Source organism: Paraburkholderia mimosarum LMG 23256 = NBRC 106338 (assembly GCF_000739815.1).
Lineage (GTDB): Bacteria > Pseudomonadota > Gammaproteobacteria > Burkholderiales > Burkholderiaceae > Paraburkholderia > Paraburkholderia mimosarum.
In genome coordinates this window covers 1-13,337 of record NZ_BBJJ01000052.1, presented here as the reverse complement: position 1 = coordinate 13,337, position 13,337 = coordinate 1, and the positions used below count along the sequence as shown (strand labels likewise).

Sequence of the window (13,337 nt, the reverse complement as noted above, 5' to 3'; positions counted from 1 at the left end):
CGTGCGAAACGTGCAAGCCGCGCGTTAACTGCGCAACGTGCGAAACGCGCGGATAGGGCGAGAAAGCGAAGAGGAGGGATTGCGGCCATGTCGCCTGTTCGTATGGGGTGCCGGTTCATGCCGGCACGTGCCTGTGTCGATCGCGCCGGCAGCTTCGCGCCCGCGCAATGCGACAGTTTACGACAATCGAGGCCGCCGCGAGCGGCGCAGCCGCATGCCGGACGCGTTCTACCCGAGGCGCTTGCCCGTCGCCGGATCGAAGAAATGCAGCCGGGCAGGCGGCAGGTGCACCGCCAGCCGCTCGCCGGGCGCGGGCCGCGTTTCGTGCGGCAGGCGCACCACCACATCCGCGTTGCCCCAGCGGCCGTGCGCGAGATTGTCGGCGCCGAGCAGCTCGCAGGTCTCGACTTCGAGCGTGACCGGCTCCGCGGCGCCTCGCGCGTGCATATGCTCGGGCCGCACGCCGAGCACGCATTCCGTGCCCTTCGGCAACCAGGCCGGCGGCTCGCCGAGCGGCAGATGGGGCCCGTTGCCCGCGATTTCGAAGCGCCGGCCGTCGTCGCTCACGCGCCCGTGCAGCAGGTTCATCGCCGGCGAGCCGATGAAGCTCGCCACGAACATCGAGGCGGGCCGGTCGTACACCTCGCCGGGCGTGCCGATCTGCTCAGCACGGCCCGCGTTGAGCACCATCACGCGCTGCGCGAGCGTCATCGCCTCGATCTGGTCGTGCGTGACGTAGAGGCTCGTCGTGCGCAGTCGCGCGTGCAGGCGCTGGATTTCAAGGCGCATCTGCACGCGCAGCTTCGCGTCGAGGTTCGACAGCGGCTCGTCGAACAGGAACACGGAGGGCTCGCGCACGATCGCGCGCCCCATCGCCACACGCTGACGCTGGCCGCCCGAAAGCTCGCGCGGCTTGCGCTCGAGCAGCTTGCCCAGTTCGAGGATTTCTGCGGCCGCGCTCACGCGCGAATCGATCGTCTTGCGGTCGAGCCCCTGCAGCTTGAGGCTGTACGCCATGTTGCGCGCGACCGTCATGTGCGGATAGAGCGCATAGTTCTGGAACACCATCGCGATGTCGCGATCCTTTGGCTCCACGCGATTGACCACCTTCCCGCCAATGGCGATCTCGCCCGACGTGATCGTTTCGAGCCCCGCCACCATGCGCAGCAGCGTGGATTTCCCGCACCCCGACGGGCCGACGAGCACCATGAACTCGCCGTCCTGCACCTGCACGTCGATGCCGTGCAGAACCTGCTGCGCGCCGTCGTACGACTTCGTCACGCCCCGTATGCTCAATGCCGCCATGCCGTCTCCCGAATTGCACCCATCGTCATTTCTCCACATCCACGAGGCCGCGCACGAACCAGCGCTGCATGGCCAGCACGACCACGAGCGGCGGCAGCATCGCGATCATCGTCGCGCACATCACGAGATGCCATTGCGTGGCCGCGTCGCCGCTCGAAATCATGCTCTTGATGCCCACCACGGCGGTCGTCATCGAAGCCGTGCTCGACATGAGGATCGGCCACAGATACTGGTTCCAGCCGTAGATGAACGTGATGACGAAGAGCGACGCGATGTTCGTCTTCGAGAGCGGCAGCACGACGTCCCAGAAGAAGCGCAGCGCGCCCGCGCCGTCGATGCGCGCGGCCTCGATCAGTTCGTTGGGCAGCGTGAGGAAGAACTGTCGAAACAGGAACGTGGCCGTGGCCGAGGCGATGAGCGGCAGCGTGAGGCCCGCGTAAGTGTTCGTGAGATGCAGCGTGGCCGCCACCTGCACCGTCGGGAAAATGCGCACTTCCACGGGCAGCATCAGCGTCACGAAGATCAGCCAGAACGCGAGACGCCGGAACGGAAAGCGGAAGAACACGATCGCATAGGCCGAGACGATCGAAATGGCGATCTTGCCCACCGAAATCACCAGCGCCGTGATGACGCTGTTCATGAGCATCGTGCTGAACGGGCTCGCCGCGCTGCCCGTCCCGGTGTTCCATACGGTTGCCATGTTCGCGAGCAGGTGCGTGCTGGGCGCGAGCGAGAGCGGCACCGTGAACACCTCCTTCTCGTTCATCGTGGCCGCGCAGAACGCCACGTACACGGGGAAGGCCACGACGGCCACGCCGAGCAGCAGCATGACGTGGCAGAACAGGTTGAAGTATTTGCGGTTTTCGACCATCAGTACTGCACCCGTCGTTCGATGAAACGGAACTGGAAGATCGTGAGCGCGGTGACCATCAGCATCAGCACGACCGACTGCGCGCCCGAGCTGCCGATGTCGAGCCCGCGAAAGCCTTCGTCGAAGATCTTGTAGACGAGCGTGCGCGTGGCCTGGCCGGGGCCGCCGCCCGTGGCGGCGTCGATCACCGGGAACGTATCGAAAAGCGCATACACGATGTTCACGACGAGCAGAAAGAAGCTCGTGGGCGAGAGCAGCGGAAACGCAATGCCGAAGAAGCGCCGCACGGGCCCCGCGCCGTCGATGGCGGCCGCTTCGAAGAGCGATTGCGGAATCGACTGCAGGCCCGCGTAGAAGAACAGAAAGTTGTAGCTGATCTGCTGCCACACCGATGCGATCACAACGAGCGTCATGGCCTGGCCGGGGTTGAGCGCGTGATTCCAGACCACGCCGAAGCGCGCGAGCGCGAACGTCACGAGGCCGATGCTCGGATTGAACAGGAAGCCCCACAGCACGGCGGCGATCACAGGCGCAACCGCATACGGCCAGATGAGGAGCGTTTGATAGAAGCGCTTGCCGCGCGTCACGTGGTGGGCCATGGCCGCGAGCAGCAGCGAAACGGCGAGGCCGCCGAACGTCACGAGGGCCGTGAAAATGAGCGTGGTCCTGACCGAGCCGAGATAGAGCGGATCGTGCAGGAGCCGTGTGAAGTTGGCAAAGCCGACGAACACCGAAGCGGTGCCGAAGGCGTCTTCGGCCTGGGTGGACTGCCAGAGCGCCACGCCGGCCGGCCATAGGAAAAAGATCACGGTCACCGCAAGCTGCGGGCCGACGAGCAGATAAGGCAGCAGGCTCGCCCCAAAGCGGGAGCGTTGTTCCATTGCGTCATTCCCCTCGAATCGCGGCGTTCGTCCTGGCGCGAACACCGTGTGGCGCGGCTTCTTTATCGGATCGAGCCGCCTCGTGGGCGGCGCCGCGTTCGCATTCTAGCCGAGAGTCGTGACAGTTCGGTTCGAGGTTTTGTTCGCCCTGGTTCGGCGCTGTCCGGATCGATGCTTCACGCCGCGCCTCTCGATGAGCCGGTCCACATCGCCGCCCACTGCTCCCTTCACGCAAGCGCCGCCGCCACGAACTTGCCCATGTCCGTGGCCGGATCGCGCAGCGCGTCGAGGTCGAGCTTCACGCCCTTGCCCACCAGTTTCTTGCCGCAGAGAAAGTCGGGCATCGAACTGACCGCATCGACCGCCAGCAGCACGCGGTCCTTGAGGTAGTACACCGCAAAGCGGCGCGCGGCGGGGTCACCGCGCACGATCGCCTCGTCATAGCCTTCGAGCAGGCCGACCGTTTGCAGCTTGAGGTCGTACTGATCGGACCAGAACCACGGCGCGTCGCATGCGGGGCGCGGCTTGCCGGCGATCGCCGAGGCCGCCAGCTTCGCCTGCTCCACGGCGTTGTGCACGCTTTCCAGCCGTCCCGCGCGGCCATAGTGCGCGAGCGGCCGGTGCGCGCAATCGCCGATGGCGAAGACGTCCGGGTCGCTCGTGCGCGCGTCGTCGTCCACCTGGATGCCGTTCGCGCACACGATGCCCGCCGCCTTTGCCAGCGCCTCGTTCGGCACGATGCCGATGCCGACCAGCGCGAGCGTGGCGGGCACGATCTCGCCGCCGGCGAGCTTCACGCCGGCGAGCTTGCCGTGCTCGCCCACGAGCGCCTCGATCTGCGCGTTCAGCCGCAGATCCACGCCCTGCGCGCGATGCTCGTTCGCATAAAAGGTGGAGACGGTCTCGCCCGTCACGCGCCCCAACACGCGAGGCGCAGCTTCGAGCACGGTGACTTCGTGGCCGAGCGCGCGCGCCGCCGCAGCGGCTTCGAGGCCGATATAGCCCGCGCCGATCACGACGAGCTTCTCGCCAGGCTTCACGCGCTCACGCAGCACGTCCGCGTCGGCGAGCGTGCGCAGCGCGATCACGCCCGCGAGATCGTGGCCCGGCACCGTCAATGCGCGTGGTGCGGAGCCGGTCGCGAGAATCAGCTTGTCGTACTGAAGCTCACTGCCGTCGGCAAGCGTGAGCGTCCGGCTCGCGCGGTCGAGCGACTGCGCGCTCGCGCCGAGCTTCAGGTCGATGCGCTGCTCGTCGTAGAACGCGCGCGGCTTGAGCCACAGGCGCTCGACATCGGACTCGCCTTTCAAGTAACCCTTGCTGAGCGGCGGCCGGTGATAAGGCGGCACCGGCTCTTCGCCGACCAGCACGATTCGGCCGCTGAACCCATATTGACGCAGCAGCGCCGCCGCGTTGCCGCCCGCGTGCCCTGCCCCGACGATCACCACCGTTCTGCCCTCTTCTTGCATGTCCGCTCCCGCTTGTATTGCGCCTGTCCCGTCTTGATCGATGCATCGCGCGCATGGGCCGCTGCGGCTCATACGCGCGTCTCGCAACCGGCGTGCCTATTGACCGTGGGCCGCCCGGCGCGTGAGGAACGAGATGATCTCACGGTTCGGGCACGCGGGCCACGCTCAGTCGAAGGCCTGGTCGTTCGGCGCCGCATAGAGCGCGCGCAACTGCTCGCTCATCGGGAACTGGAAATTCGCGCCCTTCGGCGGCACCGGGCTCTCGAACCACTTCTTATAGATCGTATTGATCTCGCCGCTCTTCATGAGTCCCGCCATCGTGCCGTTTACGAGTTGCCGGAATTCGGGGTCGCCGTTGCGCATCATGAACGCATACGCCTCCGATGACTGCGGCGTGCCGACGATCACCCACTCGCCAGGCTTCGACGTGAGCGAGCGCGTGCCCGCGAGCAGCACGTCGTCCATCATGTAGGCCACCGCCCGGCCTGCTTCGAGCATCGCGCGCCCCTCGGCGTAATCGCGCGCGCTGATGATGCGCATGTTCATCTGCTTGTCGAGGTTCATTTGCCGCAAGATGCGCTCGGACGTCGTGCCCTGGTTGGTGAGCACCGTCTTGCCCGCGAGGTCCGCAAAGTCGTGAATGCCCGAATCCTTGCGCGTGAGCAGCCGCGTGGTCGCGACGAAGAACGTATTGGAAAACGTCACCTGGGCCTGGCGCGCCTTCAGGTTGGTCGTGACGCCGCACTCGAGATCCACCGTGCCGTTCTGCACGAGCGGAATGCGGTTTTGCGAAGTGACGGAAATGAATCGCACCTGCAGATCCGGCCGTTTTGTCTTCGCCCTGACCGCCTCGATCACCTTGTCGCAGATGTCCTGCGAAAATCCGGTCACCTTGTCGCCGACCACGTACGAGAACGGCACGGAAGTCTCGCGATAGCCGATGGCGATGATGTTCGCCGAGCGCACCTTTTCGAGCGTGGGCTGCGCGACCTGGGCGGCCGCCGGCTGGGGCAGCGCAAAGCCCAGCGCGATGGCCCAGCAGGCGAGCGCCGGCAGGTTCGGTCGGTTCATGGGTGGGTCCTCGTCATGTCTGGTTTCGCGCCGGTGCGCTTGCGCAAAAGCCTCTAATTGTCGTCATGGCGAATCTTCGCACAATATGTGGGAAATACCAGGCGCGTCAGCCGTTTTAAGCCGTTGATAAAAATAACAAGGAGCGGCAATTGATTTGCAGTTCGAATCAAATGTGCTTGATCGGACATCCATTGAAAGCGGCAGATCGTACCCAGGTACGGCAATTGCCGTCAATCGTCGGAAAGTCACGGTAAGACGCGAGCAAGCGCCTCCCGCTGGAAGGTGGCGCTACAATCGTCGAACGACGAAGCAACCCAGTCCAGTGAGGAATCTAGCGCAATGAATACTGCTCCGCTGCCCCGCCGTCCGCGGGTGTATCTCGCCGGCTTCGACGTCTTCCGGCGCGACGCGCTGGAGCACGGCGCGCGCCTCGTCGCCGCGTGTGCGGAATTTGGCTTCGAAGGCGTCTATCCGCTCGACAAGCAAGCGCCCGCGGACCTCGACGGGCCGCGCAAGGCCGCATGGATCTATCGCGCGAATATCGAATCGATCCGCACCTCGGACATCGTGATGGCCAACGTGAACGATTTCCGCGGCCCCGGCGAGCCCGACTCGGGCACGGCCTTCGAGATCGGCTATGCGGCCGCGCTCGGCAAGGAAATCTGGGCTTATGCGTCCGACACGCGCGCACTCATCGAGCGCGTCCCTTCCCTGCCCGACGCGCAAGGGCGCGTGTGCGAACGCGGCTATCTGGTGGAAGATTTCGGCCTGCCCGTGAACCTCATGATCGCGTGTGCGGCGCACCTCGTGCAGGGCGACGCACGCGCCTGCCTCGAAGCGATGGCGCAGGGCCGCACGCAATAGGTGCGAGCCACCGCGCGCGGGCGCATCAGTGGTGCATGGCGCTCATCGTGTTCATGCGCTGCAGTGCGCGAATGCGCGCGACCGCGGGCTGGTCCGCGACGGCGGACTGATAGAGCTTCGCGAGATCGGCCTTGAGCGCCGTGCGCGACCCCGCATCCAGGTACACCATGTGGCCCGACGGATAGAAGCGCGCGCTCAGGTTGTTGCGCACCTTCTGGTCCAGCAGCGGCATCTTCTGCAAATCGATCACGGTCTGGTAGAACGGCGTGACGAAGTCGTAGTAGCCGTTCGCCGAAAGCACGCGCAAATCCGGGTTCAGCGCCATGACCGCCGCGAGATCGCCCGCCGTGTAGAGCGCGATATTGCCCTGCTCGTCGACGCCCTTTTGCGCGCCGGTCGGATCGATATGGCCGAAGTCCCAGTTCTTGAACGCCTGGTCGTTCAAGTCCGTAAACGACGAGTTCGTGCGGAACTTGAGCTGCTCGTTGAGATAGCTGTTCCACATCGCCGTATAGACGCCGCTCACCGCCGTCATGGTCGGATCGTTGCCGCCCGAGTTGGGATCGATGTTGCCGGCAATGCCCGTGTCGATGGCGGTCACGCGGCCGTCGTAAGAGCCGAGCGCCACGCCCTTGTCTTTCATGAGCGTGGTGAGGAAAAGCGAGTTGCCCCGGCTGTCATAGGAGGCGATGTCGAGACGCCATGACTCCAGCGTTTGCGTGTCGATGCCCGTGTATTGCGACAGTGTCTTGAGCGTAGCCGCGATGGTCTTGTCGTTGGCGTCGGGAAACTTCGAGAGCGCCTGAAGATAATCGGTGCGCGCGAATTGCGCGACCTCTGCGGCAAACGCCTGCAAGTCCTTCGGCGCGGGCGTTACGCCGAGGCGCTCGTGGTACCACGCATCGGCGGCCGCCGTGGGCAGCGCCCCCACGGGATTGCCGCTTTGGGTGTAATCGAGAATCGAAGACTGCAGCGTGATGCCGTTCAGATCCACGCCGTCCTCGTGAAGCCGGTAGGCCAGCACACAGCTGCGCGCCGTGCCGTACGATTCGCCGTAGAGAAACTTCGGCGAATTCCAGCGATCGTTCGCGCTGAGGTAGCGCTTGACGAACTGCTTGAGCGAATCCACGTCCTGGTCCACGCCCCAGAAGTCGCGGTTGTGATGTGGCGCGATGGCCGCCGAATAGCCCGTGCCCACCGGATTGATGAACACCAGGTCGCTCTTGTCGAGCAGGCTGTCCGGATTGTCTTCGAGGGCATAGGGCGCGGGCGGCGTGAAGCCCGGCATCGAGGTCTTGATGCGCCTGGGCGCGTACGAGCCGAGCAGCACGAACACCGAAGAAGACCCCGGCCCGCCGTTGTAGAAGAACGTGACGGGACGGTCCTGCGCCTGCACGCCGTCCTTCGTGAACGCCACGTAGAAGATCCTGGCGTTGGGCTGCGAACTGCTCGGGTCGACGGTCACGAGATGGCCCGCCGTCGCCGTATAGGCAATGACTTCCTTGCCGATCTGGATGGCGTGATGCGTGATCGCGGCGCTCTCGGTCATGTTGGTCACGAAGTCGTCGGGACCGTTGCCGTAGGCCGTGGGGTCGAAGTACGGCTCGTCGGCCTGGGTGCGATGCTTGCCGTTGCCGCTCTCGGGGCCCACCGCTCGCGCCGCGCCGCTTCCGCCGTTTCCGTTGGTGGACTGCGCCTCGTCGTTCATTTCGTGTCCTCGCGAATGAGCCCGTCTTGTGACCGTCCTGGAAAGCACATGCGACCTCGCATTCGAGCGTCCATGCCGCGCGCATCGCCGCGTTTCTATCCGCCTGTCGTCACGTCACGCTGCTGCTGCATACGGCGCTCATGCTGCGCCCCGCCGAGCGCGGCCGCCACCTTGCTGCCCACCGGCGTGCCGAGGCCCGTGCAGGCGTCCCAGCCGGGCGCCGCCGAGAAGTCGCCGTTGCTGCCGCTCGTCACGTCGTTGAAGGCGCTGGGCTGGGCATAGAGCCGCGCGTTCGCGAAGCCGACGGGCGTGCCGCGCGCCGCGTTGATGCGTGCGATCAGCGCAGCCCAGAGCGGCGCTACCGCGCTCGTGCCGCCCACCACCGTGTCCGCGCCGGCCACGCGCACCACGTAGCCCGTGGCCGGATCCGCATCGGCGGAAACGTCGGGCACGCCGCGCCGCACCAGCGCGCCTGCCCCGCCGCCGCGCACGACGCGCAAACCCTTTTGCCAGTCCGGCAGCGCGAAGGTCGCGCTCACGCCGCCGCCCGTCGCGCCATTGTCGCCACTGCTCCACACCGTTTCGCTCTTGATCCGCCCATTCGACGCCGCGATGTGCGTGCCCCCGCAGCCGAGCGCATAGGGGCTGGAAGCGGGAAAGTCGACGTGATCGGCGCCATCGCCCACCCCATCGGCCGAGCCGCTGTCGCCCGAGGCCGCGCACACGGTGACGCCGAGCGCCACGGCCGTCTGCATCGCATCGTTGAGCGCGCCGAGCGATTGCTGCGACCATGCCGACTCCGGCGCGCCCCAGCTGATCGAGATGACCGTTGGCTTACGCTCGCTGTCGTGGAGCGCGGCGCTCACGGCATCGACGAAGCCGGCTTCGCTGTTCGGCGCGAAATACACCGCGATGAGCGCGCCCGGCGCCAGCGCACCGGCGATTTCCACGTCGAGGGTCACTTCGGCGTCGGGGCCGTTCGGGTCGCCGTTCGGGGCGTTCGTCACCTGATCGACGGATACGTCTTCCACGCGCGGCGCGCTCACACCCAGTTCCCCGAAATAGGCGCTGAGATCGGCCGTGTCGTAGCCGCCGCCCATCTCGATGATCGCGATGCACTGGCCCGTGCCGTCGCCCGCGGGAAAGCCGTAAAGCTCCGCGAGTTGCAAGGGCGTGAACGAATGAGTGACGGCGCGCGCCGCGCGGATGGGCGGGCGGATGGGCGCCCCGCTCGCTTCCGTCGCGACGCCCGGAATCGGCGAAACGATGCGAAAGTGCGGTTGCACCTTCGCGCGATTGTCGAGCCCCACCACGGCGGTCACGACCTCATGCATGTCTTCCGGCAAATGCACGGGGCCGCTCGGCTGCCGAAAGTGATGCACGGTATGGTCGACCTGATGTTCGTAGCGTTGCAGCTCGATGCCGAATGCGGCGTTGTACTGCCGCACCGTGCCCGACAGCACGACGCGGCGCGAGGAGGCATCGGTGCGGGCCACGGTGAGCGCGTGCGCGCTCGCGAACTGCTCGACGCGCGCGATGTCCGCCGCCGACGCGCCGAAGCGCCGCTCATAGTCCTCGCGCGAAAGCGGCTGCGCGCCGGGATCGTTCCCGGTGAGCCGGTTCACCAGCTCGTGAAATTCAGCCGACGCCTGGCGCCGCAGGATCACGACGATATCGAAATGCTCCTCCGGATCGCATGCGCCGACGCATTGCGCGCCGGCAGGCGCGGGATGGTCACTGCCTGCCACGGGTGGGTGCCTGCTCATGGCCGATTTCTCCTCGATGAAGCGGGTGCCTGGGTCTGGAATCTGGCGGTCGGACACGCTGCGTGTCTCACGAGTTCCGCATGCCGAACCGGCACGGCATGCCATTCAGGACATCGGCGATCCATGGCGCATCGCCGCCGTACGGCCGAAACCCGCCCGTGCTGGGTGCAACAGGTGAGCGCAGCACGTAGCGTGCCCGGCGGCCACGCGAACGCCGGCAGCAGCGGCGAGGCGAATGATCAGCAGTCGCGTGGCAGCCGTGATGAACGGACTTTCAAGTTTCCTTTCATGGAAATCGTTATCCGAGCGCACTCGAAAAGCACCGCCAGCATCCCGCACAGCAACGTTATCCTTTGTCATGTTGCGCGTCGCGACGATACGGCAATTTTCATAGTCATACTAAGTATCTATCCCGCGTTCGCCGTTTCGCACGACTGCAGACGCGCTTCGCCGAAGCATGCTCCGCGATTCTCCAGCGATTTTGCCTGGATGGTCGATGCGCGCTCCGGCAGGCGCGCCTTGCGAGCGCGCGCCTGCGCCTGTTATCGCATCGCTCGGAGCCCGCAGTCGCCTCTCACGCCGCCGCGGCCAGCGCAGCCGGCAAATGCGCTTGCAGGTAGGCCTCGAATTCGTCCTTCACTTCCGGGTGGCGCAGCGCGAACTCCACGGTTGCCTTGAGGTACCCGAGCTTGCTGCCGCAGTCGAAACGCGTGCCCATGTAGCGGTATGCGAGCACCTGCTCTTCGGTCAGCAGCGACTGCAAGGCATCCGTGAGCTGAAGCTCGCCGCCCGCGCCGGGCTTGAGCGAACGCAGATGCTCGAAAATCGTGGGCATCAGCACGTAGCGGCCCACCACGCCGAGATTCGACGGCGCGACTTCGGGCGCCGGCTTTTCGACGATACCCGAAAGCTTGAACACGTCCTCTTCCCACTCGCGGCCATCCACGATGCCGTACGAAGCGCTGTTTTCACGCGCGATCGATTCCACGCCCACTACGGAGCTGTGATAGTGATTGAACGTGTTCACGAGCTGCTTCATGACCGGCGTGGGGCTGTAAAGCAGGTCGTCCGCGAGAATCACGGCGAACGGGGCGCCGCCAACCAGCTTTTCCGCGCACAGTACGGCGTGGCCCAGACCGAGCGCCTCGGCCTGCCGCACATAGAAGCAGTCCACATTGGCCGGCTTGATGCTGCGAACGACGTCGAGCAGCTTTTGCTTGTTGCGGGCTTCGAGTTCGCATTCGATCTCGTACGACTTGTCGAAATGATCTTCGATCGCGCGCTTGCTGCGGCCGGTCACGAAGATCATTTCGGTAATCCCCGCAGCGATCGCCTCTTCCACCGCGTACTGAATGAGCGGCTTGTCGACGATCGGCAGCATTTCCTTCGGACTCGCCTTGGTGGCGGGCAAAAAGCGCGTCCCAAGGCCTGCAACAGGAAATACCGCTTTGGTTACTTTCAGCATGATGTCCATTCCCAGATCGTTCGTTTGAGTCTCGGTCCCGCAGCGAGGCGGGCCGACTTCCCCGAGGTTCTGCCTTTGGCAGCGCTTGTATTGATGGCTGTGTTTTCAAAAACAAAAAGGCAACAAAAATATTTTTATTTTTTTGAACGCATAACCGGAAACTATTGCCATTCATTTCGAATAATCGGCATGAATTCCGCGATCCGGCTTCGAGCGTTGTTGTATGCGTTGCCGCGTTTCGCTGTCAATGGCGCGTCGTGTCGGACGAAGTCTACTCGACTTCGTCGGCGGGCGGCAAGGCGCCTGATCGCGTGCGGGCGCGCCGTATAGGCTCGTTGCGCAAGGCCTCGCGATACGCGGACACCCCCACCAGTATCAACAGCACGGCCACACCGGCCAGCAAGTGCAGGTTCATCGGATTCTCCAGCGACCATAGTCGATCACATCCAAAATATCATTCCAAATTCCATAAATAAACCGTCTTTTCTTTTATGACATTTTCTTCTCTATTTCCATTGACGGCGCGAATACATTTTGAAAATCTTTTGCTCGTTTCGCTCGCGCGGGCGCCCCTAAGATCGTCGGGTACTCTTCCCACGGACTGGCCGACACCGATGAGCGACCCTGCACTCCACACTGCCATGGCACCCGCATCCGCCCTGCCCGCCGCGACTGCTGGCACGTCGGCAAGGCCAGTCGCGGCGGCGCGCGAGCATGCCGGCGACCACCTGATCGACGGCTTGCGCGGCTTCGCGGCCCTGCTGGTGGCCTATTTCCATTGCCGCCAGGTGACCTGGATCGGCATGGGTGCATTTCACCAGCTGAACGCGAGCCTCGCCAGTCCTGGCACCATCGCTGCGTGGCTTACGTTCCCCGTCGCATGGGGATCGGCGGGCGTGCCGATTTTCTTCGTGATCAGCGGCTATTGCATTCACCGCAGCGGCGCCGCGCGGCTCTTTTCGAACCCCGGTTTCCGGCTCGACGCGCGGCAGTTCTGGCTGCGCCGCTTCGTGCGCATCTATCCGGTGCTGCTCCCCGCGCTGCTGCTGACGCTGGCCGCCGATTCGATCAGTCTTACGCTGCTCCCGGTCAGTCACAAGATCAACGCCATCGGCGCGCGCGATTTCTTCGTCAACCTGTTCTCGCTGCAAGGCGTGGCTGGCAAGACGTATGGCTCCAACGGCGCGCTCTGGACGCTTTCTCTCGAAGTGCAGTTCTATCTGCTCTATCCGCTCGTCTTCGCCGCGCGACGCCGATTCGGCCTGAATGCGGTGCTTGTCGCCGTTGCACTCGTCAACGTGGCTTCCGCGTTGACGCTCGAACGGCACGACATCGTTGTGTTCGCGTCGTACTGGTTCTCGTGGATGCTCGGCGTCTGGATTGCCGAAGTGCGCTTGCGCGGGTCTTATGGCTATCGCTTCGCCTATCCTGCAGCGGCGCTATTCGCTGTAGCCGGTTGCGCGGCATTTCACTTCGGCCAGTTCGGCGCATTCCAGCTCTGGGCTTGCGCGTTCGCCTGCTATCTCGTCAAGGCGCTTGGCCGGCCTGCGGCTCGGTCTCGCGGCGTGCTGCTGGCACTCTTCGCGAAGCTCGGCGAGTTCAGCTACTCGCTGTATCTGATTCATTTGCCGCTCTTCGTCTTGCTCGGATCGCTGCTGTTTCGCTCCGAACTGCAAACGTCGATCTGGGCCTCGTTTGGGTTCACGATCGCCGTGCTGCCGATTGCCTGGGTGTTCTATCAACTCTTCGAGCGTCCAGCGCTTCTTGCCGCTGCGCGGCTCAGGAAGCGGGTTCGGGTTTGATCGGTTCGGTGCTGTTTTGGCCTTTCCTTGTATTCGCGTCGGTCTGTTAGCGTTGCCCCTGTGCGGGGCGGCACCTACTTTCTTTGCCGCGGCAAAGAAAGTAGGTGCCGCCCCGCACAGGGGCAACGCTTGCAT

11 protein-coding genes are annotated in these 13,337 nt (G+C 64.7%); 2 read left to right on the top strand and 9 right to left on the bottom strand.

From position 1 onward, the window contains the following. Window positions 1–228 precede the first annotated feature (228 nt). From BMI01S_RS27100 to BMI01S_RS27080, 5 genes are all read right to left on the bottom strand, one after another. Window positions 229–1,305, bottom strand: a complete 1,077-nt coding sequence (locus tag BMI01S_RS27100; protein WP_028230354.1) for a sn-glycerol-3-phosphate import ATP-binding protein UgpC — start codon at window positions 1,303–1,305, stop codon at window positions 229–231. Between the two features lie 25 nt (window positions 1,306–1,330). Then, complete coding sequence (gene ugpE / locus BMI01S_RS27095) at window positions 1,331–2,176, bottom strand: sn-glycerol-3-phosphate ABC transporter permease UgpE (protein ID WP_028210371.1); 846 nt, start codon at window positions 2,174–2,176, stop codon at window positions 1,331–1,333. After that, window positions 2,176–3,057 (bottom strand): sn-glycerol-3-phosphate ABC transporter permease UgpA, encoded by an 882-nt coding sequence (gene ugpA, locus BMI01S_RS27090; RefSeq protein WP_028230353.1) that lies wholly within the window; start codon window positions 3,055–3,057, stop codon window positions 2,176–2,178. Before ugpA ends, ugpE begins: the two co-directional genes overlap by 1 nt. Before the next feature lie 227 nt (window positions 3,058–3,284). Further along, window positions 3,285–4,526 carry an NAD(P)/FAD-dependent oxidoreductase gene (locus BMI01S_RS27085; protein ID WP_028230352.1) on the bottom strand — a complete coding sequence of 414 codons (1,242 nt, stop codon included), beginning with the start codon at window positions 4,524–4,526 and terminating at the stop codon, window positions 3,285–3,287. Window positions 4,527–4,691: 165 nt separating this feature from the next. Next, window positions 4,692–5,597, bottom strand: a complete 906-nt coding sequence (locus tag BMI01S_RS27080) for a transporter substrate-binding domain-containing protein (protein ID WP_028230351.1) — start codon at window positions 5,595–5,597, stop codon at window positions 4,692–4,694. Between the two features lie 339 nt (window positions 5,598–5,936). Between BMI01S_RS27080 and BMI01S_RS27075 the strand changes: the two genes are divergently transcribed. Then, complete coding sequence (locus BMI01S_RS27075; RefSeq protein WP_036018016.1) at window positions 5,937–6,461, top strand: nucleoside 2-deoxyribosyltransferase; 525 nt, start codon at window positions 5,937–5,939, stop codon at window positions 6,459–6,461. Between the two features lie 25 nt (window positions 6,462–6,486). Here BMI01S_RS27075 and BMI01S_RS27070 read toward each other — a convergent pair whose 3' ends face one another. From BMI01S_RS27070 to BMI01S_RS42050, 4 genes are all read right to left on the bottom strand, one after another. Further along, the gene (locus BMI01S_RS27070) at window positions 6,487–8,169 is read right to left on the bottom strand and encodes a S10 family peptidase (RefSeq protein WP_028230350.1); all 1,683 of its coding nucleotides are present in this window, start codon (window positions 8,167–8,169) and stop codon (window positions 6,487–6,489) included. A gap of 95 nt (window positions 8,170–8,264) precedes the next feature. Further along, entirely contained in the window at window positions 8,265–9,935 is a 1,671-nt protein-coding gene (locus tag BMI01S_RS27065) for a S53 family peptidase (protein WP_042291104.1), read from the bottom strand. A 574-nt stretch (window positions 9,936–10,509) separates the two neighbouring features. Continuing rightward, window positions 10,510–11,400 carry a UTP--glucose-1-phosphate uridylyltransferase GalU gene (galU, locus tag BMI01S_RS27060; RefSeq protein ID WP_028210375.1) on the bottom strand — a complete coding sequence of 297 codons (891 nt, stop codon included), beginning with the start codon at window positions 11,398–11,400 and terminating at the stop codon, window positions 10,510–10,512. 271 nt (window positions 11,401–11,671) lie between these two features. Continuing rightward, the gene (locus BMI01S_RS42050) at window positions 11,672–11,815 is read right to left on the bottom strand and encodes a hypothetical protein (RefSeq protein ID WP_167334407.1); all 144 of its coding nucleotides are present in this window, start codon (window positions 11,813–11,815) and stop codon (window positions 11,672–11,674) included. Window positions 11,816–12,041: 226 nt separating this feature from the next. Between BMI01S_RS42050 and BMI01S_RS27055 the strand changes: the two genes are divergently transcribed. Next, entirely contained in the window at window positions 12,042–13,202 is a 1,161-nt protein-coding gene (locus BMI01S_RS27055; protein ID WP_028230349.1) for an acyltransferase family protein, read from the top strand. The last annotated feature ends 135 nt before the right edge of the window (window positions 13,203–13,337 follow it).